The 23,368-nt window shown below is 58.6% G+C and carries 28 protein-coding genes; 13 read left to right on the plus strand and 15 right to left on the minus strand.

Translation table 11 applies throughout. From position 1 onward, the window contains the following. The first annotated feature begins 31 nt into the window (after positions 1-31). A complete protein-coding gene (locus tag METFOR_RS14275) occupies positions 32-1,855 on the plus strand; it encodes a PAS domain S-box protein (RefSeq protein WP_015284053.1) in 1,824 nt (607 codons plus the stop codon). A 29-nt stretch (positions 1,856-1,884) separates the two neighbouring features. Here METFOR_RS14275 and METFOR_RS00010 read toward each other — a convergent pair whose 3' ends face one another. The 6 genes from METFOR_RS00010 to METFOR_RS00035 are packed head-to-tail and all read right to left on the minus strand — an operon-like array spanning position 1,885 to position 3,934. Beyond that, complete coding sequence (locus METFOR_RS00010; protein ID WP_015284054.1) at positions 1,885-2,190, minus strand: hypothetical protein; 306 nt, start codon at positions 2,188-2,190, stop codon at positions 1,885-1,887. Further along, on the minus strand, positions 2,144-2,497 hold the full coding sequence (locus tag METFOR_RS00015) for a hypothetical protein (protein ID WP_015284055.1): 354 nt from the start codon (positions 2,495-2,497) through the stop codon (positions 2,144-2,146). The genes METFOR_RS00010 and METFOR_RS00015 overlap by 47 nt, the downstream gene beginning before the upstream one ends. 1 nt (position 2,498) lies before the next feature. After that, a complete protein-coding gene (locus METFOR_RS00020) occupies positions 2,499-2,720 on the minus strand; it encodes a hypothetical protein (RefSeq protein WP_015284056.1) in 222 nt (73 codons plus the stop codon). Further along, positions 2,717-3,034, minus strand: coding sequence for a hypothetical protein (locus tag METFOR_RS00025; RefSeq protein ID WP_015284057.1), 318 nt, complete (start codon positions 3,032-3,034; stop codon positions 2,717-2,719). The genes METFOR_RS00020 and METFOR_RS00025 overlap by 4 nt, the downstream gene beginning before the upstream one ends. Position 3,035: 1 nt before the next feature. Beyond that, complete coding sequence (locus tag METFOR_RS00030; RefSeq protein ID WP_015284058.1) at positions 3,036-3,419, minus strand: hypothetical protein; 384 nt, start codon at positions 3,417-3,419, stop codon at positions 3,036-3,038. A 41-nt stretch (positions 3,420-3,460) separates the two neighbouring features. Next, complete coding sequence (locus tag METFOR_RS00035) at positions 3,461-3,934, minus strand: hypothetical protein (RefSeq protein ID WP_015284059.1); 474 nt, start codon at positions 3,932-3,934, stop codon at positions 3,461-3,463. 126 nt (positions 3,935-4,060) lie between these two features. Here METFOR_RS00035 and METFOR_RS00040 point away from each other — a divergent pair, with 126 nt between their 5' ends. The 4 genes from METFOR_RS00040 (at position 4,061) to METFOR_RS00055 (ending at position 7,005) form a co-directional block, all read left to right on the plus strand. Further along, complete coding sequence (locus tag METFOR_RS00040; RefSeq protein WP_015284060.1) at positions 4,061-4,996, plus strand: deoxyhypusine synthase; 936 nt, start codon at positions 4,061-4,063, stop codon at positions 4,994-4,996. Next, positions 4,993-5,631 (plus strand): orotidine-5'-phosphate decarboxylase, encoded by a 639-nt coding sequence (gene pyrF, locus METFOR_RS00045; protein WP_015284061.1) that lies wholly within the window; start codon positions 4,993-4,995, stop codon positions 5,629-5,631. The genes METFOR_RS00040 and pyrF overlap by 4 nt, the downstream gene beginning before the upstream one ends. A 124-nt stretch (positions 5,632-5,755) precedes the next feature. After that, positions 5,756-6,118: an anaerobic ribonucleoside-triphosphate reductase gene (gene nrdD / locus METFOR_RS00050; RefSeq protein WP_015284062.1), complete on the plus strand. Its 363-nt coding sequence runs from the start codon at positions 5,756-5,758 to the stop codon at positions 6,116-6,118. Further along, positions 6,115-7,005 (plus strand): adenosylcobinamide amidohydrolase, encoded by an 891-nt coding sequence (locus tag METFOR_RS00055; protein WP_015284063.1) that lies wholly within the window; start codon positions 6,115-6,117, stop codon positions 7,003-7,005. Before nrdD ends, METFOR_RS00055 begins: the two co-directional genes overlap by 4 nt. 229 nt (positions 7,006-7,234) lie before the next feature. On the opposite strand, the gene METFOR_RS00060 is transcribed toward METFOR_RS00055, so the two are convergent. Continuing rightward, complete coding sequence (locus METFOR_RS00060; protein ID WP_015284064.1) at positions 7,235-7,429, minus strand: DUF1858 domain-containing protein; 195 nt, start codon at positions 7,427-7,429, stop codon at positions 7,235-7,237. A 156-nt stretch (positions 7,430-7,585) separates the two neighbouring features. Between METFOR_RS00060 and METFOR_RS00065 the strand changes: the two genes are divergently transcribed. Both METFOR_RS00065 and METFOR_RS00070 read left to right on the plus strand, forming a co-directional pair. Further along, complete coding sequence (locus METFOR_RS00065) at positions 7,586-8,830, plus strand: single-stranded DNA-binding protein (protein ID WP_015284065.1); 1,245 nt, start codon at positions 7,586-7,588, stop codon at positions 8,828-8,830. After that, positions 8,827-9,426, plus strand: a complete 600-nt coding sequence (locus METFOR_RS00070) for an RPA family protein (RefSeq protein WP_015284066.1) — start codon at positions 8,827-8,829, stop codon at positions 9,424-9,426. Before METFOR_RS00065 ends, METFOR_RS00070 begins: the two co-directional genes overlap by 4 nt. Before the next feature lie 131 nt (positions 9,427-9,557). On the opposite strand, the gene METFOR_RS00075 is transcribed toward METFOR_RS00070, so the two are convergent. Both METFOR_RS00075 and METFOR_RS00080 read right to left on the minus strand, forming a co-directional pair. After that, entirely contained in the window at positions 9,558-10,955 is a 1,398-nt protein-coding gene (locus tag METFOR_RS00075) for a TolB family protein (protein WP_015284067.1), read from the minus strand. Continuing rightward, the gene (locus METFOR_RS00080; protein ID WP_015284068.1) at positions 10,956-12,320 is read right to left on the minus strand and encodes a hypothetical protein; all 1,365 of its coding nucleotides are present in this window, start codon (positions 12,318-12,320) and stop codon (positions 10,956-10,958) included. Between the two features lie 169 nt (positions 12,321-12,489). On the opposite strand from METFOR_RS00080, the gene METFOR_RS00085 reads away from it, so the two are divergent. Next, entirely contained in the window at positions 12,490-13,407 is a 918-nt protein-coding gene (locus tag METFOR_RS00085; protein ID WP_015284069.1) for a winged helix-turn-helix transcriptional regulator, read from the plus strand. Between the two features lie 176 nt (positions 13,408-13,583). Here the strand turns inward: METFOR_RS00085 and METFOR_RS00090 are convergent, their stop codons facing one another. The 4 genes from METFOR_RS00090 to METFOR_RS00105 form a co-directional block, all read right to left on the minus strand. Beyond that, entirely contained in the window at positions 13,584-14,774 is a 1,191-nt protein-coding gene (locus tag METFOR_RS00090; RefSeq protein WP_015284070.1) for a M24 family metallopeptidase, read from the minus strand. Positions 14,775-14,881: 107 nt separating this feature from the next. Then, positions 14,882-15,379 carry an SRPBCC domain-containing protein gene (locus METFOR_RS00095; protein ID WP_015284071.1) on the minus strand — a complete coding sequence of 166 codons (498 nt, stop codon included), beginning with the start codon at positions 15,377-15,379 and terminating at the stop codon, positions 14,882-14,884. An 87-nt stretch (positions 15,380-15,466) separates the two neighbouring features. After that, entirely contained in the window at positions 15,467-16,147 is a 681-nt protein-coding gene (gene ribB / locus METFOR_RS00100) for a 3,4-dihydroxy-2-butanone-4-phosphate synthase (protein WP_015284072.1), read from the minus strand. Further along, positions 16,144-16,809 (minus strand): DUF120 domain-containing protein, encoded by a 666-nt coding sequence (locus METFOR_RS00105; RefSeq protein WP_015284073.1) that lies wholly within the window; start codon positions 16,807-16,809, stop codon positions 16,144-16,146. The genes ribB and METFOR_RS00105 overlap by 4 nt, the downstream gene beginning before the upstream one ends. 124 nt (positions 16,810-16,933) lie before the next feature. Between METFOR_RS00105 and METFOR_RS00110 the strand changes: the two genes are divergently transcribed. From METFOR_RS00110 to METFOR_RS00125, 4 genes are read left to right on the plus strand one after another with little or no spacing between them, the layout of a single operon-like run. After that, positions 16,934-17,644, plus strand: coding sequence for a helix-turn-helix domain-containing protein (locus tag METFOR_RS00110; protein ID WP_048111024.1), 711 nt, complete (start codon positions 16,934-16,936; stop codon positions 17,642-17,644). Beyond that, positions 17,638-18,687 (plus strand): hydroxymethylglutaryl-CoA synthase, encoded by a 1,050-nt coding sequence (locus tag METFOR_RS00115; RefSeq protein ID WP_015284075.1) that lies wholly within the window; start codon positions 17,638-17,640, stop codon positions 18,685-18,687. The genes METFOR_RS00110 and METFOR_RS00115 overlap by 7 nt, the downstream gene beginning before the upstream one ends. Continuing rightward, complete coding sequence (locus tag METFOR_RS00120) at positions 18,684-19,850, plus strand: thiolase domain-containing protein (RefSeq protein ID WP_015284076.1); 1,167 nt, start codon at positions 18,684-18,686, stop codon at positions 19,848-19,850. The genes METFOR_RS00115 and METFOR_RS00120 overlap by 4 nt, the downstream gene beginning before the upstream one ends. 1 nt (position 19,851) lies before the next feature. Next, complete coding sequence (locus METFOR_RS00125; RefSeq protein ID WP_015284077.1) at positions 19,852-20,244, plus strand: Zn-ribbon domain-containing OB-fold protein; 393 nt, start codon at positions 19,852-19,854, stop codon at positions 20,242-20,244. A gap of 75 nt (positions 20,245-20,319) precedes the next feature. Here the strand turns inward: METFOR_RS00125 and METFOR_RS00130 are convergent, their stop codons facing one another. Further along, positions 20,320-21,255 carry a class I SAM-dependent methyltransferase gene (locus tag METFOR_RS00130; RefSeq protein ID WP_015284078.1) on the minus strand — a complete coding sequence of 312 codons (936 nt, stop codon included), beginning with the start codon at positions 21,253-21,255 and terminating at the stop codon, positions 20,320-20,322. A 26-nt stretch (positions 21,256-21,281) separates the two neighbouring features. Between METFOR_RS00130 and hmgA the strand changes: the two genes are divergently transcribed. After that, positions 21,282-22,562, plus strand: a complete 1,281-nt coding sequence (gene hmgA / locus METFOR_RS00135; RefSeq protein WP_015284079.1) for a hydroxymethylglutaryl-CoA reductase (NADPH) — start codon at positions 21,282-21,284, stop codon at positions 22,560-22,562. A 150-nt stretch (positions 22,563-22,712) separates the two neighbouring features. On the opposite strand, the gene METFOR_RS00140 is transcribed toward hmgA, so the two are convergent. Next, a complete protein-coding gene (locus tag METFOR_RS00140; RefSeq protein ID WP_052310725.1) occupies positions 22,713-23,303 on the minus strand; it encodes an APC family permease in 591 nt (196 codons plus the stop codon). Positions 23,304-23,368: the final 65 nt, after the last annotated feature.

Below are 23,368 nucleotides of genomic sequence, written 5' to 3' on the forward strand. Positions count from 1 at the left end.
ATAAGACAATCCCTCCCGTACTTGGGTTCCCATGAAGAAGATCTCCGTTCTCTATGTCGACGATGAGCCGGGGCTGCTCGAACTTACCAAGGTCTATCTCGAACAATCCGACAGGTTCGAGGTTACGGTACTGCCGTCTGCGGCCTTGGCTCTCAAACACTTAAAGACCCGCTCGTACGATGCCATCATCTCCGATTACCAGATGCCGGGGATAAACGGGATAGAATTCTTAAAGCAGATCCGGAAGACCAATGATGGGATCCCGTTCATCCTCTTCACAGGAAGGGGACGGGAGGAAGTAGTGATCGAGGCCCTGAATCACGGCGCCGATTCCTATTTGCAAAAAGGAGGGGATCCCAAGGCCCAGTTCGCCGAACTGGAACACCGGATCCGGTCGCACGTCCAGCGGAAATGGGCGCAGGACGCACTCTCTGAATCCGAGAAAAAATACCGCCGGGTTGTCGAGAACGCTCATGAAGGTATATACATTATCCAAGATGAACGGATCATATTTTCCAACCCCCACATTATCGAGAGAATTACCGAGTGTGGTATATCAGAGGCGGATTTTTTAAGCAAGCCGTTCTTTACCTTCATCCACCCGGATGACCGTCAGCTGATGCGCGATCGGTACTACCGGAGGATTGAGAATGGCGAGTCCTTTTCCCGGTACCCGTTCCGGATGGTCAATTCATCTGGGGCGGTATACTGGTGGGATATCTATGCGGTAGTCATTGACTGGAACGGCAGACCCGCCACCCTCAATTTTGCCCGAAATATCACGGAACAATACTCCCTTGAGGAGCGGCTCTCTGACAGTGAATGCCGGTATCGCGAACTACTGGATCTCCTACCCAAGACCGTGATCGGGATGGATACAGAATTCAACCTGACCTTCATCAACAGGTCGGGCGAGGAGAAATGGGGCTATGCCAACGGGGAGATCCTCGGCAAGCTGGCCATCACGGATCTGATCGCGGAGGCCGACCGGGGGAGGATCCGGAACGCGCTCCTGAAGGCTACCGAAGGCGAACGGATCACGGAGTTGGAGACCATCGCAACTTTACGGAACGGGCGGACATTTCCCGTGAAACTCTACCTTTCGCCCATGATCCGTAAATCCAACATCGCCGGCTTTCTTGCGGTCTGCGTGGATATCTCCGACTTCAGGGACGCACGGACAATGCTGGCGTACACGAACAACAAGCTCGACCTGATGGGAAAGATCAACTGCCATGACCTGCACAACCAGCTTACTATTCTCGACGGATACCTGGCGCTTGCAGAGAAGAAAACCAAGGACCAAGACGTACTGCGGTACCTGCACAGAATCGGCAATGCCACGAAAACCATCCGGATCCAGATGAGTTTCATGGAGCAGTACATGAAGATTGGTTCGTCTGTCCCGCTCTGGCAGAATATTGAGGAACTCATCAGTAATATTCACCCGGACCTGCTCAGCGGAACGATCCGCATCGATATCGATCTTGGGGGGCTGGAGATCTACGGGGACCTCCTTCTCGAAAAGGTGCTGTACAATCTTTTTGACAATGCCATACGCCATGGCGGACACGTGACCGCGATCCGGATATCCTTCGATAATACCGAGACTGGCATTGATCTGGTCTTTGAAGATAACGGGATCGGCATCCCGGAATCCGAAAAGAAAAAGATCTTCACCTGTGGATACGGGAAAAATACCGGTCTTGGGCTGTTCGTGATCGAGCAGATCCTTTCCATCAGCGGGATCACCATTGCCGAAACTGGAGAGCCGGGCAAGGGGGCACGGTTTGTCATGCATATCCCGGCAGGATCGTTCAGGTTCGTGCCAATACCTTCAATAAAACCCGGATAGCGAAACTATCACCCCTAATATAAATGCGCTTATTCCCGGCCCATCAGGGAATGGATCCTGATGAGGCCGGCACAGGACTTGCAGGTGTAGTAATCGTCTTTCCAGCAGGCATCGCACGCCCAGCGCCCGCAGAGCACGCACTGCCGGAGCCCCGTGACCGGGTGCGGCGTTGCGCAGAGATCGCAGAGATACTGGGAGAACGTGCGGGGGTCCTTCGTTGGAGGCTCCCCCTGTTTGCGCATCACCGCGATCTCTTTTTTCAGCTCGCGGAATTTTTCGGAGGGCGCGCTACTTTTTTGCTGCGCTGCCTTCGAGTTCTTTTTCCAGAGTGTCAAGCCGTGCCTCCAGGGATGAGATCGTTGTCCGCATGCCGGATTCAAACTGTTTCAGCTCGCTCAGCCGGACCTCCTCCTGTGCAAGATCGCGGGAGCGTTCTTCCGTGAACCGCCGGAGCTGCGGGCCGGGGACGAGCTCCCATTCCGCGATCATCTCCTGGAACCTGCGGTCCAGGTACTCGTCCACCCGGCTCTCCACCGGGCGGGAGAGCGAGATATTCCCCTTTGCGCCGTGGAAGAACCAGTACACGATGAAGAGGACCACGACAAGGATGAGGACGAGGACAAGGAATGTGAATAGGTCCATGTCACCGCCTCCCCTTCAGGGCCGCGGCCCGGGCTTCGAGCGCTGTAAGTTTGTCTGCCGCTTCCTTTTCAAAGGAGGCGAAAGACGGGATCTCCCGTTCGATCGATGCCAGCCGTGCCGTGAAGTCCGCAAGCTCGCCCTGCGTGGAGAGGTCGTACTCTTCGACAAGATACTTCATCCGCCGGTCCACGTAGGCGTTGAGGTAAGAATCCATCCCGATCATTTCGACCGCTCCAGGGATGAGATCAAGCGGTCGAGATCCTGTGCCCGCGACTCAAGGGCCATCTTTCCTTCGTAGAGACGGGTGATCTCGCTGCTCACCCATTCCAGCCGGTTTTCGAGATTGTTGAGATCGCTTCCGGTCACAAGGTCCCATTCCTCGATGATGGCTGCGAAGTGCCGGTCGAAGTAGGCGTCAAGCGACCGGTCAAGGGTCGGGAGCCGGGAGCCGATGGTTGCGGGGACCTGCGAGAGCTCGTCCCAGAACGATCCGCTGGTCAGGTCCTGTTCCGGTGCGTGGTATACTGTCGGGTTCATCTCACTTCACCTTCTTCTCCTGCTCCCCCGCATTGGTAAGGAGGTTATCGAGCTTCTTTGCCTTCACGATGTTCTCCAGCCGCGCCAGCCGGGCCTCGAGCAGTTTCTCTTTTGCAAAGACCGTTGTCTCGATTGCGGCAGTGTCTTCCTGCACCTGCCGGATCTCCGCGGTCTGCTCCGGCGAGAGCCGGGTGAATGGGAACGCCTTCTTTGCCTCGTGCTGCTGGAGGAGCGCAAGCTTATCCTTTTCCAGGTTCAGCTCGAGTGCCCGGTTGGAGGTCTTCATGATCCGTATCTCGCGGATGATAAGGTAGACGACCACCATGCCGAGGACAACGATCAATCCTGCAAGCATCGTGTCGCTGATGATCATATCGGATGCCATGGTTTCACCAGATTTTTGTACTTACTGTTGTAATGGGATGTTCAGAGCTCGTCCTTGCCCGAGACTTTTCGGGCAACGTCCCTGACGCCATCTGCTGTCTTCTTCGCCGCGGTGCCGATCGTTTCTGTGGCCTTCCCGGCCCCCGCCTTCACGTCGCCTGCGGCCTTTGTCAGCGCCCGGTCAAGCGAGTCCGCGCCTTTCCGGGCAACGACACCAGCTTCCCCGGCGGCTCTTTTGATCTTTTCATCCAGCGGGGGGGACTTTCTGACAAGGACGGTCTCGTTCTCGGAGAGGCCGAGCGCCGTGAGGTCTTCTGCGCTCACGCGCACCTGCCCCTCGAGGACAAGAGTGTCGGCAACGATCGTGACGGTTACGCTGGCACCGGTCGCCTCGTTGACAAGGTCCGCCTGTTCCCCTTCGGTGATCCCAAGTTCGGGGAGGTGTGCAGCATTGAGCCGCGCCCGCCCTTCGCTTGGGAACGCCCGTTTCCGTAAGGATAACCGGATCTCCTGCATAGAGGAGAGACGACAGTGAAAAGGTAAATACCTTCCCAAAACCGGCCTGTCCCTGCCGCAGGTTGCTGAAGCACAGTTATCTGTACAGAACACCAATCTTTTAGCAACAAGTGGAAGTGCAAAAATATGACACAACCCTGTGAGATGCCAGTTACCCAGCTCCACGTGAAGCCGAAGATGACGGTGAACGAACTGGTGGTGGCGATGAGCGAGGCAGGCGCCTACAACGGCGGATCGCTCGCACGCGCCGCGGATATCTGGGAGCAGATGCTCAAAGACCGGGAGGCAACGAAGTTCTTCGGGCTTGCCGGCGCGATGGTCCCTGCGGGCATGGGCGGGATCGTCTCCGATCTCATCAGGGCCGGCCACATTGACGTGCTCGTCTCGACCGGCGCCAACCTCACGCACGATATCATCGAGGCCATCGGCTGCCACCACTTCCATGGCACTGCGTTCTGCAATGACATCGAGCTCCGGCACGACGAGATCAACCGGATCTACGATGTCTACCTGCCAAACGACGCCTTCGAGCACTTCGAGGAGTTCATGCAGGAGGTATTCGGCCAGCTCGAACCGGGCTCCACCATCTCCATCTCGGGACTGCTCGAACATATCGGGAAGAACACGAAGTCCGGTATCCTCCACACCGCCGCCCGGAACAAGATCCCGGTCTACAATCCTGCGGTGCAGGACTCTATGATCGGCCTCCAGTACTGGCTCTTCTCCCAGACCAACAAGATCACCGTGGACGCCTTCGCAGACATGCAGTCGCTGATGGACCGGTGCTTCACAGCAACAAAGGCCGGCGCCATGCTCGTTGGCGGCGGCGTACCTAAGAATTTTATCCTCCAGAGCATGCTGATGACGCCGAACGGGTTCACGTACGCGATCCAGCTCACGGGCGACCGGCCGGACCTGGGGGGGCTCTCGGGCGCAACGCTGGACGAAGCCCGGTCCTGGGGCAAGATCACCGAGGACGCACAGGCCGTGACTGTGTACGGCGATGCAACGATCACCCTCCCGGTCCTTGCCGCCGCGGTGACGGAGAGGCTTTCGCAATGACCGAACTCATCCTTGCGCTGGACGTGACCGACAAGAAGCAGGCACTGAAGATCGCAGAAGCCTGCGCTCCGCATCTCGACGCCATCAAGCTCGGTTATCCCCTCATTCTCTCAAGCGGCCTCTCGATTGCCGGTGAACTGGAGGAGCTGGACAAGCCCCTCATCGCGGACTTCAAGGTGGCCGACATCCCCAACACGAACAAGCTCATCGCGGAGCAGGTCTTCGATGCCGGTTTCTCCTCCATCATCTGCCACGGGTTCATTGGGGCTGATGCGATCCGGGCATGCGTGGATGTCGCCGCCGATTACGGGGGGGCCTGCTTCGTTGTCGCGGAGATGAGCCACCCGGGCGCAACTGCCTTCTTCCACGGCGGGACTGCCGAGAAGATTGCCGCGCTCGCCGTAGAGTGCGAGGCTGACGGGATTATCGCCCCGGCAACGCGCCCGGAGCGCGTAACAATCCTGCGCGAAATCGTGGGGAGGCGGAAGATCCTGTCCCCGGGCGTGGGTGCCCAGGGGGGGGATGCGTCCACCGTCGCGAAGCTTGTTGACGGCATCATCGTGGGGCGGGCGATTTACGAGGCAAAGGACCCGGTAACCGCGATAACGGAATTTTCCGCGGCCAGGACCGCGTAAAGATTTATTAATATCCTCAAAATTTTCCCAAAACCGGATATGAACGCTATTTAAAGCGGGGATCGGCCATTGGTCGAACCTGCTTGTTCTAAATATTTATTAAGAACCTGTGAGATGTTATACTATGGATTGGACCGCAGAACAACGCAGACTGGCAGAGCACTACAAGACACTATCCGACATTCCCGAGCATGACCGTAAATACAAGTGCCACACCTGCCACCTCATTGTCGAGGAGAACCCGTGTCCGAACTGCGGCGAGACACACCTCGAGATCATGTGCCCCCTCGACCACTGCAACTGCACCCATGAAGTGATCGCGGGCATCGAGTACTGCCCGCTCTGCGGCCAGGCGGTCTGCCCTGAGTGCGGCTCCCACGACGTCACCCAGATCAGCAGGGTCACGGGATACCTGCAAGACGTCTCCGGCTGGAATGCCGGCAAGCAGCAGGAGCTCAAAGACCGCACCCGCTATTCTGTTGCATGAGATATTACCTCGACAAGTCCACGCTTTTTATCCGCGGGTCGTTCCGCGCAGCAAGTACCGGCATCGGGGGCGGCGTCCGTTCGGTCGATACCCTTCTCAATCATACTGTCCCTCAGGACTGGCGCGACGATGACCTGTCAAAGGAGATCGAACGCGTTGCAGCCGCAGAGGGGCTCGGCCCCGATCTCTTCGGCCTCCTGACCTCCGTCCCCGTGCAGCAGGCCTGCATCCTCCAGTACGACTTCATCACGGTTTTCATCACCGCCGGCATCCGCCGCGAACCCCCGGCAACCGCGGGCACGATCAACATCATTGTCTGCAGCAGCGAAGGGATGGAGGACTCCGCCCTGCTCGAAACCATCATGGTCGCAACCGAGGCAAAAGCCGAGGCGCTGCTCGGGCTCGACCTTCCGGCAACCGGCACGCCCACGGATGCGGTAATCGCGGCCTCGGAGGGAGAGACGTCCCACCGGTACGCGGGACGCATCACACCAACAGGCCTTCGTGTCCGCGAGACGGTCCTCCACGGGGTCCCGGAGGCACTCCGATGCCACGATGCCGGTATTCAGTCCGGCCGGCCGACATTCTTCATCTACAGCCGGTTCCAGGGCGGACACTGGGCGGAGTGGAAGCCCGGGAAGGAGTGCCCCTACTATCCCTGCCATTTCGAGGGGCAGGCCTGCGACTTCTGCTACTGCCCGTTCTACCCGTGCAAAGACGAGAGTCTCGGGCAGTGGGTGGAGAGTTCCAATGGCGGGAAGATCTGGAACTGTGCGGCCTGCACGCTCCTGCACGAGCCGGCCGTTGCGGCCTATTTCAGGAAATTCCCGAATGCATCACGCGAAGAGCTGATGCAGTACGCAGAACAACAGAAGCAGAAAAAATAATCGCCTTGTTAAATCTGAAAAGGAGAACGGAGTTTGTCGATTCCCCAGTGCCCGGGGATTCTTTTGCCCAACGAAAAGAGGGGCCTTACACCTTTATCCTGGGCGATTGTATTGCCCGACTAAAAGAATGGTCTCACTCTTTTATGTCATGCGGTTTGCCGCACGATGAGAACAGTGATCTCAATCACTCTGCGATGGTGAACTCCGTTAGGAGTTCATGGAGAGGAATTTATTCCTTGATACCAAGCGCGTTGAGGAGCTCGGGGAGCGGGATGCCGTGTGCCTCGGCTGCCTGGCGGATGGTCTCGCCGCGGGCAATGGCGCAGCCGACACAGCCCATGCCGAACTTGAAGAGGGCCTCGGTTGCCTCAGGCTTTGCCTTGAGGAGCTCGTAGATCGTGCTGTCAGCGGTTATCTCAGACATAGTATCTCTTAGTTCAGCTCTTGCGTGAGATAAATCTCGCGATACTACCCGACCCCTTTACCGGGGAAAGTGCGATCCAAAGCAACACTTTCACTACGCATGGTGACATACTTATCTTCACAGCATTCTGAGTTTTATAACTGGAGATGTATGAAAATGGATTATTCCGAAGCAGCAAACAGAATCTCCCGAAAATTTGCCCAAGGCGAAAAGACACCTGATGTAAAGAAGATCGAAGGCAAGCTCAAAAGGCTCGTGGACGAATTCGGTGTCCAGCCCTCAGAAGCGGAGCGCAGCGTGACAAGCGAGCTGGCGAAGGAGTACAACCTCCCTGCATCGGGTTCCGGTGCCGGCGGATCGGGCGGCGGCACGCAGGAGAAGAAGATCGCCGAGGGCATACCCGGCGAATGGGTGACCATTGAAGGAAAGATCGTGGCACTCTCGGCACCGACATCGGCATCAATTGCCCAGAGCGGGATCATTGCCGATGACTCCGGGGCGATCCGGTTCGTTGTCTGGGCGAAGTCCAATGCCCCTGCCATGGCCGAGGGATCATGGTACCGCATCGAATCGGCTGTCGTGGACGAGTATAAGGGCGTGGCCAACCTCAAGGTCCACTCCGGAACAACCATTAAGGAGGTCGCAGAGGACCGTTCACTCATCCCGACTCCAACACCCATAAAGGACCTGCGTCCCGGTATCGGTGGCGTGCGGGCCAAGTTCGTGCAGGAGTGGGAGGCAAACCACGAGCGGATGCTCCAGTCCGGCCTGCTGGGCGACGAGACCGGTACCATCAAGTTCGTGATCTGGAAGGAGCCGGGGAAAGAGAAACTCATCCCCGGTGCCGTGTACAATATCTTCTATGCACAGGTAGACGAGTTCAACGGCCGGCTCTCACTGAATCTGAACGCGGCAACCATCCTGCAGGAGGAGGGCGAGATCGCGGTGAGCGGCGGGGAGACCTCCTTCACCGGTGCCATCGTCCATATCGCACCGGGCTCCGGTATCATCAAGCGCTGTCCGGTGGAGGGCTGCAACCGTGCCCTCTCGCGCCAGAACTATTGCCCGGTCCACGAGATCCAGCCGAAATTCGTGTACGACCTCCGGATCAAGGGGTGGCTTGACGATGGTGAAAAGGCCCATAACGTCCTGATCCAGCGCGATGTGGTTGAGGCACTGACCGGAATCTCCCTTGCAAAGGCACAGGAGATCGCGGAGAACAACCCGCTCGGGATGGACGAGATCTTCCTCCAGATGCGGGACGCGGTACTCGGACGGTACATCACCTGCCATGGCCGCGAGATCGACGGCCGCTTGCTCGTCAACAAGTGCGATAAAGTGGCGTTCGCCTCGGGCGAGCATACAGCGCTCTTAAACCGCGCCGGGGGGGCACCCTCATGAGCACGAACGCCCGCGACATGCCCCGCCGCGAGGGCGCTTTCGAGCGCGAACCCGCACGCCGGGTCTTTGCCGCCGAACTCCGGGAGTGCCGGTACCAGTTCAAGGACGGCGAGGACGAGAAGAGCCCAACCTTCGCTCTGCTACCCAGCGGCCAGCGCTCGAACCGGATCTTCCTTGTCGGCACCCTGACCGAGAAGACCCGGCAGGGCGAGCAGAACATGTTCTACCGGGGCCGTGTCGTGGATCCGACAGGAACGTTCTTTGTCATGGCCGGCAGCTACCAGCCCGAGGCAATGCAGCAGCTGGCGAAGATCGAGCCCCCGCAGTTCGTTGCCGTGATTGGGAAACCGAACCTGTACCAGAAACCCGACGGCTCGTGGCTCGTCTCGGTCCGGGTCGAGTCGATCACAGTAGTGGACAAGGAGACCCGCGACCTCTGGGTGCTCGATACCGCAAAGCACACGCTGGACCGGGTCGATGCATTCGCTAAGGAACCGACGCCTGACATCCTGAAGGCAAAGGAGCAGTACCCCACGATCGACCCGTCGCTCTTCCGGAAGATCGCGTACGATGCGCTGGCGCAGATCAAGATGTGATCCCTTTTCAGGTTAAGTACCAACTTGGCCCTTGATTATTTTCAAGCAAGAGTAAAATTTTCTTTATTTTTACTCTGTAGAAACAGGCATTGAAAGGCAATCCTGAGGTTTCTTTCCCTTACCCGTCCCGGTCAGTACCAGCAGAGGTCGTACGGGACAGTACCGTCAACCGAATCTCCCGCTATCGCCACGGTCCACTTCCCCGGTTCGAGATATCCTCCGGAAATTCCGGAGATTGTCATGCGGACAGCCCGGTCCTGCCGGGAATCGTCGGCGTCGGTAAAATGCCATGTCGAACCACCCGGGCTCACCAGGGTCAGGGACAGCGAGGCACCGGGATCGTTCCACCGGAGCTCGAACGATATCTTCTTCCTGTCCAGCGAAGACTCAAGCGAATACCATTCGATCTCCCTCTTCGAGATGGTGCTGTAATAACGGACATTGGTGCCCGGTGTGGGAAAGGTTGTTGGCGTGGCAGAGTAGCCGGTTCCCTCATTCTTCCCCGAAAAATTGTTCGTGCGGTTCCCCGGATAATGGTACAGGAAGACGTCGTGCGCGTCATCGCGCCCTCCTGACCAGACAATGAACTCCCCGGAAATTCTTGGGAATTCCATGGAGAACTGCCCCTCTGCCACGATTTTTGTCATATTCGAGGCCATGTCATAGAGCCGGATATCGCCGCCTCCCCGGCGGTAATTAAGAGAACCCGTTGGAGAATTCCGGTAGTCCTCCCAGACGATCAGGTCGCCCGATACATCGGGATACATCTGGAAGGAGTCCGAGGGGCTTACCGGTCCTGAAATCCCCGACTTCAGGTCATAGAGAAAGACCTGGTACGGCCCGTTGCGCCCGTCGGCCCAGACGACATGATCCCCGTCAATCGCGGACATGGCGCGGGAACACGGCCCGTCGAAAAGGACTGTCTTTTCCATGGTTGTGAGATTCAAAAGGATCATCAGGTCGTTTCCGGGCCCGGATTCACGGTAAACGACCCGGTCGCCAGAAATTGCCGGATCTCCCAGGGAACCGGCTGACGATACCACGGTCCGGTGCCCGCCCGACACCGCATCGTACATCACGAGGGAATATTCCTGTTTGTTGTATTCCACCCAGACGACCGTACTCCCGTCGATGCAGGGTGAGTACTGGCTTGCGGGGGAGACCAGAAACGTCAGCCTGCCCTGTGCGTTATCGTACAAAAAAATCCCCCGGCCATCGCTCCATACGTACCGGTTCCCGGAGATTGCCAGTTCGCGCTTCCACGAAGGGTCATGGATCACCAGGTCTTTTCTCCCGCCCGACACGTTATAGCGGTAGATAGCCCGTGAATAATCTCCGGAATCCGTTCCCGCTCCATACTCGACCCATGCTACATTTCCCTCGTCGCAGGCGATTGCATTGTACTTTTCGGCATTGCTTTTTGCGATAAGGTATGACGTTTCGGGCGAATCCGCCCCGGAACCCGGGCAAATACCAAAAAGAAGGAGAAGAACAATCCCGGTAACAAGTATTCCCCTCTTCATGGCCATTTATTTTTTCCTCAGGGTACTGACAATCACACCAAGGCAGATAACTCCTGCCGAACACGCTATTACCGGTATCCAGGGATCTGCCGGAAGACCGTCCTTGCCGGCAGGAGTACCTGTGATAACGGTCTTTGCCTTCGGATCGACATCGTAGGTCTTCGCGACGAGAGTCCCGTCGGATGACGCGCTCGCCTCATACAGGCTGTCGTACAGGACCATGAGCCGGGTTGCCTCAACAGAACCGTTGCGAACCTTGACGATATATTCACCGGGACTCCGCCCCGAAGTATCGATTACCGCGTGCCATGAGCCATAGCCGTTTGTCCCGTCTGCAACGGGAACCCCGGCAAGGGCAAACGCCGGCTGCTTCGGACGATCGATGTCCGCAGCGAAAACCCCGATGTCGAGGAGCGTGCCGGCATTCAGGTTCGTTGTCCCGTTAATCTCAACAGGCGTGCCGGAGACTGCATCGGGAATTTCATTCAGATTTATCACAGGTTCTTCAAGAAGGATCATGTATTTCTGGTACGGATTCTGCTTTTCATACGTCTTCAATTTAGTTTCCAGAACATCCACTGCGAGATATGCAGACGGTTCTTTTTCATCGGGCAGGACTTTCAGGGCTTTTCCCCCTTCCACCACATAGATAAAGTACTGGCCGGACTTCCATTCGGTTGTATTGGGGAGATCGTATACCGCAGTTCCCGATCCATCCGCTGAGATCATCTGGAACCGGGTGTACCGGGTTACCGGTGATGCGCTGGTGATCCAGATGCCGACATGGCTGCCGGATGAGGTTGCAATGGTCATCGCCAGTGGATCTCCCTTTGCAAGGATGTTGCACCGGGTGTTGAGATCCGGTGCGGTCCTGACGATAAACGCCCCGCCGGGCGAGACATATACCGGCGATTTAAACTCTGCGCAGATGCTTCTTGCTGTCGCCACCGGCATTGGTACGGGCGTTCCTGCACCCGAAGCAAGCCGGACCTGCACGGAAACGCGATCCCCGCTCCCTTCTTTCCCGATCCTGAAAACATAGTCCGCCGGTGCATAGCCTTCCGTAAGGATCGGGACTTTCCAGATCAGACCGGCAGCTCCTTTCTCTACAGGGATTATTCCTCCTGTTCCGGAATATTCGCCATACCTGACCGATCCGTTTCCTGTCTCTTTGCGCGAGAACTCGTACTGCAGGGTTGTCCCTTCAGGGAGGGTCGTTGTTCCGGTAAACTCGATGATCGATCCGGCCATCAGATCCCCGGGAACCGGATCGATGGCGATCCGGTCCGTTGCAGACACCGGGCTGAGACAGAGGAGCAGTACTCCTGCAAGGAGCAGGATTTTTACCCGCAGATTTACACATTGGTTCATCTCTTCACACGTCCGTTCGGTTTTGTGGTTTTTAGATGACCGTATGGAGTGTCCTTATAAGTGATTTCTGTGAGAACGCTCACCGGATACGCAGGGACCATTGACAGGTTGAGTGTTCTCACAGAACGTATATAAGATACCGGCCCGTTCATTTTCTCAGGCATTTCCCATGGATCCTACGAAGAGGAGCGCCATCGGCCGTTTATCGCGTCTCTTTCTGGCCGCGGCCTGCCTGGTTCTTCTCATCGCTCCTGCAACAGCATATACACCGCCCTATTCCGCTCTCTCCTGGTCGGATAACCCGCCGGATGGCGAGGCAAAACTCCCGGTTCCGGTAGATGTATGGCATGTCCCCCCGGTGACGACACTCCTGGTATTCATCGCCCTTTTCCTGCCGTTCTGCCTCGTACCTCTGGAGATCTTTCTTTCATGTGCGGGTGTTATCGTCCTGAACTTCCGGAGGGTCCGGAAAAAAGGAGTGTTCGAGAACGATTGCCGGGCGCTGGTCTATCGTCATATCGTAACGTACCCGGGTTCGGGGTTCACCGAGATCATGCGGAGCCTGCCGGTTAACCGCGGGACACTGCACTACCACCTGAATGTCCTCTGCCGCGAGAAGCTCGTCGTTGCCTTTTCAGTGCACCGCAGGACCTGTTACTTCCAGAACGCAGGGAAATTTTCCGATCCGGAGAAGGACGCGATTGCTCGACTGAAAACCAGCGCCAGCCTCCCGATCTGCGAATTCTTATCTTCCTTCCCCGATGCATCGCGCCAAGATATTGCACAGAGGCTGAAGACCACCGGTTCTACGGTGTCGTGGCATATGCGGAGACTCTGCGAGGCACGGCTTATCACATCGGCAAGGGAGGGAAGGACGGTCAGGTATTCGCTGACCCCCGTTGCGGTAAAGGTTATCGGCGATCTGCGGATCTACGAGAACCAACAGGCAGGGAGTGCCTGCGATGCCGGCAGGGAGCATGGCGAAAGAACGCATGCTGCGCCGTCACTATGTCCGGACAGATACCCATCAATACGGAGAGAATCTCACGGCGATCATTATGCCGGAGTCCTGGAGCCGGAGCCATGACACCAGCTCAATACCGAACGTGATCGACATACGGTTACTCGGGCGCTTCCCCACCAAAATGAGTATCGCAAAAATGCTGCCGGAAGCAACTCTGAAAGCGCTGGCAAAGAAGTGAGCAGGGCAAAACAGGGGAATATCACCCGCCGGCAGGCAGCAGAAGTACCAGCGGAACCGTTTCAGTATACTTCCAGCAGCCCCTTGTTCTTCCCGGTCAGCGACCGGCCCCCATGCGGTGTTACGACAAACGTGTTCTCGATTCCCACGAGTCCCACGTGAGGGATCCCTTTCTTGGGTTCGAGGGCAAGGACCATCCCCTCCTCAAGCGGTTCATTGAAGCCTTCTGCAATGACCGGGGTCTCATCGATCCAGAGCCCGATCCCGTGGCCGAGGAATTTTACCTGGCGGTTGCCATATCCCATGAAGTTCTTCAAAAACTCCGGCTCAAGGCCGGCCATGACCGTACGATAGATCTCTGACGGGACTGCCCCGGGTTTCAGCATCGATGCCGCCTCGTCCTGAATCCGGACGCAGCGGTGGTGCTGTTCAATCGCTGCATCGGGAATCGGCCGGCCGAACATATAGGACTGGGTCTTGTCGGTCTGGTAACCCTTGTACCCGCAGCCGATATCGATGACTACCAGATCGCCTTGTTTGAGTTTCCGGTGCGGACTGCCCATCTGGGGGGACGAGGGGTGCATACCGGAGACGCCCCCCGGGGTATCCGTGCAGGTCGGGCAGAGAGAGCTGGTCCCGAACCCGACCTGCCCAATCAGCATCTCGTTGAATCCGCCGAAACGGATGAGCCCCTGATGACCCTCCCGTACCATGACAGAATACAGCTCGCAGATCAGGGTAGCCTCGTCCATCCCTTCCGCGAGCATTTCGGGGGCGAGATCTTCGAGTACGCGACGGTGGATCTTGCCGGCGTGCTCCATGTGTTTCAGTTCATAGGGGCTCTTTCGTGCCCTGACTGCGCTGATCTCTGCGTCCACTGCCTGGACATTAGCGAACGGCATGTGCTTTTTTATCCGCTGGAACTGCGCGATCGGCATGAGTTCCGTCTCGAGGTAAACGGTTTGCGGGACTTTCTTTGTGGCAGCAGCAATGTCCCGGTAACTGCGCATAGCCCGGATATCGGGAAAAAGCGACTCCTCCTGTGCTCTCTCGAAACTCTGCCGTACCCAGAAGACTGCCCCGTTTCCCTGAGGGATCAGAAGGAGGCCGTCCTGCATGGTTCCGGTGAAATAATAAAGCGGGACTTTGCCGGTGATGGCTGCCAGTTCCCACCCGGGCTGGTACCTATCCATCCGTTCCCGGAAACGGTTCATACGGTCATTCAGTTCTGCTGCCGGGACTTTCATATCCATAAAATAGGACTCCATGAACTAATAAGAATACTGAAACGGGGCGGATAGTGCACCAGACACAAAAATCCGCTATATTAAGAACGTTTTACGGTACCGAGAGGCTGTTTTCACTGTATTTCGGGGCCGGTATTCTCTGCCCGCTCCTTCAGCGCCGCATTCATATCAGTAAATCCGCGGGCGGTGCCACCATTTAGCATCTGTGTAAAGAGCGGGAGGAGGAAGCTCGAGAAGATTTCGCGCTGGACAAACCGGCACCTGCCCGTGCCTGCCGGATGGATCTCGAAAACGTGCTTCCCGTTAAAGAGACCGCTGATAAAGAGGTGTCCCATCCACCGGAACTCCCGGGGCGGGTCCATCTTCACAAGGACCGGCCGTATGGTCATCCCTGCTGAACCCGGGGGCCGGAGCTCCGCCGTGATACGCCCACCCACAACAAGGTCACCCCGGATACTCCGGATAAACGGGTTCCATTCAGGGTACCAGGGGAAAACCGTGAGGATCTCCCAGATCCGCCCGGGCGAGGCATGGATCTCGATCTCGCTATACAACTCTCTGCCGGCTTTTGTGTTTCGGTATTCCGGCGGGAGCGCGATCTCCGGTACCATATCACGGTGATACTCGGGAATGAAACGTAATAAAACACGATGAAAAAAGCCGGATGAAAACGAGTAGGAGAGAAGAACGTGGGGGGGTTATTTCCTGTCTTTCTTTGCCTTGTCCCACGCTTCCAGCACTTCTGACCCCTCGATAAACTCGAGTTTGTGCTTGCGGGCGTAGAGTTTTGCGTCCTCTTTCGAGAGTGCGTAACCGGACTCGTCGTCCAGCATCTCGCAGATCGTTATTGACGGGGTGATACCGGCCATCTGCGCCATCGCGATGGAGAGCTCGGTCTGGCCACGGCGGACGTCGAGAAGCCCGTCAGCGGCCCGGAGGAGGGCCATGTGGCCCGGAGTGCGGAAGGTCTCGTGGAAATTCACATTGCCGCCATTCATCGCCCGCTTCACCTGCTCGGCGATCGCGTTCACGGTCAGGGTGCGGTCCCGGTCGGTAATGCCGGTGAAGGTGTTGCGGTGGTTCACCCAGAGCGAGAAGGAGGAGTGGTTCTTCCGGTCGTACGGGATGTCACCCTCGCGTTCGGCAACCGCGATCGCCCGCAGGGCGTCGCTTGCGAACGGGAGGCCGAGTTTCTGGGCAGCAACCGGGTGGACGGCTGTGCAGATGAGGCCGCCGCCGTCTTTTCTCATCCTTACGATATCCTTCGGCGTGACGGCATCGGACCGGATCGCAAAGTCCGTCTCGCCCTCGCGGTCATCGAAATCGTAGAGCAGGATAAATTTCCCGTCACGGAGTGCCGCAAGGGCCTTGTCAATCACGGCCCCACCTCGACGTTGATGCTGTCGTTGTCCTCAACACCCAGCTTGCGCCTGAGGGCTATCGGGGCGATGACCTCGATGAGGTCTTCGGGATAATGAGTCCGGCCCGGCACCACGATGCCGCACTTGATCGTGCCGATCTGGCAGGGGATGCAGCGGGCGTCACCGAACGTGCGGCCGTCGGTGGAGAAACCCTTGATCCGGGTCCAGTCGAGCGCATCGATCTTCTTCCGGACCGTGACACTCGAAGGCGCAAGCTTGATGTTCAGCGTGCCGGGGTACGGCTCGAATCCGAGGGCTGTAGCAAACTGCTCCTTATACGGCTTGAGGCTCATGTAATACTTGCCCTCACCAATTCCGCTCACAACGGCGCCGCTCAGCTGGTAGGACTTGCCGCCTTCCGCAAAGATCCGGCAGTATTCCTGGTACTCCCGCCGGAGCACTTCCTCGCCGGCCTTCGTCACGGTTACGTGCTGGCCGTCGGCCGAGAGCACCCGGGTGATGAGCCCGGCCGTCTCAAGCCCCTTCAGCCGCCGGGACGCTGTCTGCTGGCTGATCCCGAGCATCTCGCCGATGCTCTGCGTTGATACAAAGATGGGCCCGTGGCACCCGCCCCGTACCGCGAGCGCCTTGAGACACTGGAGATCCTCCGCTGCTATCATGCTTATCAAAATTGAGATGCTTATTATTTATGAGTTGCTCTTGGCGTTGTTCCCCGTCGGGATTCGTTTCTTGTCGAAATTACGTTCGTTAATTATTTAACACCCGGGCTCAATGGTTATGAGCATGAAATCCGGTTTGCGGAACCAGCTTGCCGAGAAGATGGCAGGCGAAATTACGCTGTCGGACTCACCGGGACACGCGCTCAAGAAATGGCGCATGAACTTCGAGATCGCCCCGGGCGTCCTTTCAGAACGCCTGGGCGTCTCTCCGTCGGTCATCTCCGACTACGAGAGCGGCCGGCGGAAAAGCCCCGGAACTGCCGTTGTCGGCAAGATCGTCGACACCATCCTTGCCATTGACGAGGAGGACGGCGGAAAACACATCCAGAAATACTCAACCATGCTCTTTTCGAATGTCGAGGATGACGTGATCTACGACCTCCACGAGTATGAGAACCCGGTTGCCCTGCAGGAATTCGCAGACGTGATCGGGTGCTCGCTGCTCTGCGGGTCGGCCGACCAAGCCATCTTCGGCTACACGGTGGTCAACAGCCTGAACGCGATCATGCAGCTCTCTTCTGACGAGTTCAACCGCATTTATGGCTGGAGCACCGAGCGGGCGCTGGTCTTCACCAACGTCTCGACCGGCAAGTCGCCGATGGTCGCGATCCGTGTCACGCCGTTCAAGCCGCGGTGCGTGGTGCTGCAGGGGATCGATGCCCCTGACGTGCACCCCATCGTGGCCAAGATGGCGGAGAAGGATCGCATCACCGTCTTCTGCACGAGCATGGACGTGGACAAAATCGTGAGTGCCCTGAGGGAACAGAAATGGTAGGCATCATTACGTACGGTGTATACATACCGAGATACCGTATCAAGGTCGAGGAGATTGCCCGGGTCTGGGGTGCAAACGCATCGGATATTACCGGTGGCCTGGGCGTTTTCGAGAAATCTGTACCGGACATGGACGAGGACGCGGCGACTATCGCCGTAGAGGCTGCACGAAACGCGCTGCGCCGCCGGGCCATTAACCCGGAAGAGATCGGTGCCGTGTACGTGGGCAGCGAGTCCCACCCGTATGCGGTGAAACCGACCGCGTGTACGGTGGGAGAGGCGATCGGTGCAACACCGGTCATGACCGCTGCTGACTACGAGTTTGCCTGCAAAGCGGGAACCGCCGCAATCCAGACCTGCATGGGCATGGTCAAGAGCGGGATGATCAAGTACGGTCTTGCGATCGGCTCCGATGTGTCGCAGGGTGCGCCGGGCGATGCGCTCGAATACACCGCGGCAGCGGGTGGGGCAGCCTTCATCATCGGCAACGATGATCCGATCGCAACCCTCAACCACACCTGTTCATTCACCACGGACACGCCCGACTTCTGGCGCCGCGAGGGGCAGGACTATCCCCGCCACGGCGGCCGGTTCACCGGCGATCCGGGATACTTCAAGCACGTGAAGGGTGCAAGCAGGCTCATGTTCGAGCAGATGAAGACAACGGCCAAGGACTACACCTACGCGGTCTTCCACCAGCCCAACGCGAAGTTCCCGCAGAAGGTGGCAAAGGACCTCGGCTTTTCGATGGAGCAGATCAAGCCGGGCCTTGCCGTCCCGCGCCTTGGCAACACCTACTCGGGCGCATCCCCGATCGGTCTGGCCGCAACGCTCGACATCGCAAAACCGGGCGACCACATCTTTGTCTGCTCGTTCGGCTCCGGTGCCGGCAGCGATGCCTTCGACATCACCGTGACCGATGCAATCAAGGACAAGATCAACCGTGCTGCAGCACCTTCCGTTGAGAAGCTGCTGGCAAACCCGATCTACCTGGATTATGCGAAATATGCAAAACACAAGGGGAAACTGGTGATGCAGGCATGAGAGACGTTGCTGTAATCGGTATCGGGTGCACGAAATTCGGCGAGCACTGGAACCGCTCGTTCCGTGACCTCTTCGTCGAGGCAGGGGCACTCGCTCTTGAAGACGCGAAGATGTCCGGTGAGAAGATCGATGCGATGTACGTCGGTAACATGAGCGCCGGCCGGTTCGTGGAACAGGAGCACATCGGCGCCCTGATCGCGGACTATGCGGGCATGGCGTCACGCCACATCCCCTCGACCCGTGTCGAGGCAGCCTGCGCATCGGGAGGCCTTGCTTTCCGGCAGGCCGTGATCGCGGTCGCGAGCGGCATGGAAGACATTGTTGTCGCAGCCGGTGTCGAGAAGATGACCGATGTCGAGCCCAGCGCGAGCACCGACGCCCTGACCGGCGCGGCCGACCGCGAGTGGGAAGGGTTTGTCGGCGCAACGTTCCCTGGCCTGTACGCGATGATCGCAAAGGACTACATGCACAAGTACGGCATGACCCGGGAGCAGCTGGCGCACGTTGCGGTGAAGAACCACTACAACGGAGCCCGCAACCCGATCGCCCAGTTCCCTTCGGAGATTACGCTCGACACTGTGCTGAAGTCCACGATGGTTGCCGAGCCCCTCCGGCTCTTCGACTGCTCGCCCATTACCGATGGCGCAGCAGCCGTGATCGTTGCCCCACTCGAGCGGGCAAAGGAGTTCACAGACACGCCGATCAAGGTGCTTGCGACTGCACAGGCAAGCGACTCGATCGCCCTGCACGACAGGCGCGATATCTCGACCCTGGACGCATCCGTTGCCGCAGGGCAGCGGGCGTTCAGGATGGCCAGGCTCACCCAGAAGGACATCAACATGGTGGAAGTCCACGACTGTTTCTCGATTGCGGAGATCTGCGCCATCGAGGACCTCGGGTTCTGCAAGAAGGGCACGGCCGGCAAGTTCACTGCCGATGGCGAAACCGCGCTCGGCGGCAAGATTCCGGTCAACACGAGCGGCGGCCTCAAGTCCTGCGGCCACCCGGTCGGGGCAACCGGCATCAAGCAGGTGTGCGAGATCGTCACGCAGCTTCGCGGCGATGCGGGCAGGCGCCAGATCGAGAATGCAAAGATCGGCATGACCCACAACGTGGGCGGCACCGGTGCCACCGTGGCCGTGCACATTCTTGGGAGGGTGTAAGATGACCGTTGCACGATTCTGGAGAAAGATCCCCCAGCGCTACAACCTGATCGGCACGAAATGCACGACCTGCGGCCGGCATTTCTTCCCCCCGCGGACGTTCTGCCCGGACTGCCGCCGGAACGGGAAGATTATTGACCACAAGTTTGCCGGCCTCGGCACGGTCGTGACCTACACGGTCATCATGACCGAGCCCGACCAGTTCGCATCCCCCGGTCCGTACATCCTTGCCATCATCAAGCTCGACGAAGGCCCGCAGATGACCTCGCAGGTTATCTGCGACCCGAAGGAAGCGAAGATCGGCATGCGGGTAAAAAGCGTCTTCCGCCGGATCGCCACCGATGGCGAGAGCGGCATCATCCACTATGGCACGAAGTTCGTGCCGGTGGAATAATCCTCCGTTTTTATTACATTAGGCAGCCCGTCAGCATCCCGGGTGCCCTTCCATTCTCCATCGGAATTTGTACCGTCACGTCTCTGGTACAGCAACATCGTACACCGCATGCCACTGGGCGGGCGAGTACGAACGCACGACCCGTTCAGCGGTAACCGTGCCGCAGAGTTCCCGGATCCGGGCCGTGTGCTCCCCTTCGGCAGAGACAAGCGAATAGAAGTGGATGGCCCCGCCCGGCCGCACCAGCCGGAACGCTTCCGGTAAAAATTCCGTGCCGGCAAGGGGCAGGTTCATGACCACCCGGTCGAATCGCCACGGGAGGATCCGGGCGAGGTGTCGGGCGTCCACAAGAAGCGGGAGGACATTTGCTGTCCGGCTCCGGTGCAGGTTCTCGAGCATCAGGGCAACCGCTTTTGGGTTGAGATCCGCGGCAACGACAAGCGATGCCCGCTCTGCGAGCGTGATCGCAAACGGACCGACCCCGGCGAACATGTCGAGCACCAGCTCCCCCTCCCTCACCTGCGTAAGGATGCGCTGGCGCTCGGTAGAGAGCCGGGCCGAGAAGTAAGCACCGGCAAGGTCCACGACAAAGGTGTGCCCATGCTCGGTCACAAGCGTGCGGGTCGTCGGTTCCCCGGCAAGGTGGGAGAACTCCCGGGTCCGGTACTCCCCGTGGACCTCGCCCTGTGCAAAGACAACCGTGTGAAGCGAGGGGCGGGATTTGAGGAGTGCCTCCGCTCCCGAGGGGTCCTCTTCCTGCATGATGGCTATCCCGCCCACCAGCTCGTGCCGCGGCAGCGGTTCCCTGCCCGTGTGCGCCTCGAACTCGAACCAGGCTGCCCCCTTGCGTTCCTTACGGAGCGGTAGGATGAGGTCGGATCCATCGCGCAGGACCTTGAGCGAGGGATCGAGCGCGCCCTCACGTATGAGCACCTGCCTTAACTCCTCGCCCTGCCGTGCGGGGACGCGGATCCCCCACCCGCCTGCCGTCCTTCCGACCACGTGTATCATAAGAGTATAGGTGCTAACCATTAATCATGGCTGATGATGCACAGCGCCGCCCGGAGGGGCAGGCCGGCGGCGCACAATCAGGTCAGGACAGGGAAAGGGATGCCGTTATTCACGCAAAACTGAAAGACGGGACGTTGAAGATCTACGAACTGGAAAAGGAGCTCATGCCCATCGACGCCATCCGCGTCCGGCGTGGGTTCATCGAGCAGGAGACCGGTACAAAACTCGAGAACCTCGGCATTTTCAGTATCGATGTGGACCGCGTGACGAAACGCAACTGCGAGAACATGATCGGTACCGTGCAGGTGCCGGTCGGTGTTGCCGGGCCGGTCCTCGTCAACGGGGGCTGTGCCAGCGGGAAGTACTGGCTGCCGCTCGCAACGACCGAGGGGGCCCTAGTCGCCTCGGTTAACCGGGGCTGCAGTGCCATCACGAAGGCCGGCGGCGCTGACGTGCGGATCATCCACGACGGCATGACCCGGGCACCGGTATTTGCAACAGACAGCGTTTCCCACGCAGCGCAGGTCGGCGACTGGGTGACTGTTCACCGCGACGAGCTGAAGGCCGCAGCCGAGAGCACGACATCGCACGGGAAACTGACCGATATCGTGACGTTTGTTGCCGGCACCAGCGTCTATGTCCGGCTCGAGTTCGATACCAAGGACGCCATGGGCATGAACATGGTGACCATCGCAAGCGCGAAGGTTGCCGACCTGATCGCGCAGGGCACCGGCGCCCGGCTCATCGCCCTCTCGGGTAACATGTGCACCGACAAGAAACCCGCAGCCATCAACGGTATCATGGGCCGGGGACGAAGCGTTGTAGCCGGCGTTGCCCTGACGAACGAGCAGATCAGCACCATCTTAAAGACTGATGCGAAGTCCCTTTTCGAAGTGAACTACCGGAAGAACCTGGTCGGCTCCGCCCGGGCCGGTGCCATGGGGTTCAATGCGCATGCCGCAAACATCGTTGCGGCCATGTTCATTGCCTGTGGCCAGGACGCAGCCCACGCAATCGACGGGAGCACCTGCATCACCACGGTCGACCAGACAGAGACCGGGGCATACGTCTCCGTCACGCTGCCATCCCTTCCGGTGGGGACCGTTGGCGGAGGGACGGGAGTTGACACCCAGCAGGAATGCTTACGCCTCCTCGGCGTTGCCGGCAGCGGGACACCCCCGGGCACGAATGCGAAGAAGCTCGCCGAGATCATCGGTGCAGGCGTCCTTGCCGGCGAACTCTCCCTTCTTGGCGCCCTTGCAGCTCAGCACCTGGCCCGCGCCCACCAGCAGCTCGGACGGGGATAAAATAATCTCCCGCTTTTTAGTGTTTTCCTGCACTTCAGAAAAAAAGAGTGATTACTGCTTGACCCGCTTGTCCGGGAAGAGCTCGTCGAAGGTCTTCTCATCGGGATTCAGGTACTTGAAGGGCTTGAGCCTGCCGGTGCGTCTTCCGATCTAGTAGAGGATCATCGGGACACAGACAACCGGCACCGAGAGGTAGAGGGCCCCGGAGAGGTCTGGGTTGAACGCAAGTACGACAAGGGCGATGACTTCCAGCACCACCCCAACGATAATTGGCATCCATGGCGAGAGAGGTGCGGGGGCAATGATGTCCGTATCGGTATACCCGCACTTGTAAATCTTCCTGCGGAAGACCACCTGCACCCAGCAGATAGAGATCCAGCAGATGGCGCCGGTGAACGCTGAGACAGACAGGAGCCAGATGTAGATCTGGCCCTCGCCGTTCGTGAACCACCAGAGGGAGAGGACGAGCCAGCAGCACGCAAGCGTGACGAGTGTCCCGACCATGGGGACGCAGTTGCGGTTCAGCCGCGCAAGGAACCGGGATGCCATCCTTTCGATGGAGAGGCCGTACAGGGCACGGATCGCCCCATAGAACCCGCTGTTGGCGCAGGAGAACGCCGCGGTCAGGACAATGAAGAAGAGGACGGCTGCTGTCTCTTGGAAGCCGTACCTGGCAAGTGCCGTTGAGAAGACGCTGTCCGTGAGCCCAGCCTCGGCAAACGGGAGGGGGTTACACGGCATTCACTTGTTCCATGATCAGTAGACCATACATGATGCATCCGGGAAAAAACCGTTTTCATTTGATG

Source organism: Methanoregula formicica SMSP (assembly GCF_000327485.1).
GTDB classification, from domain to species: domain Archaea; phylum Halobacteriota; class Methanomicrobia; order Methanomicrobiales; family Methanospirillaceae; genus Methanoregula; species Methanoregula formicica.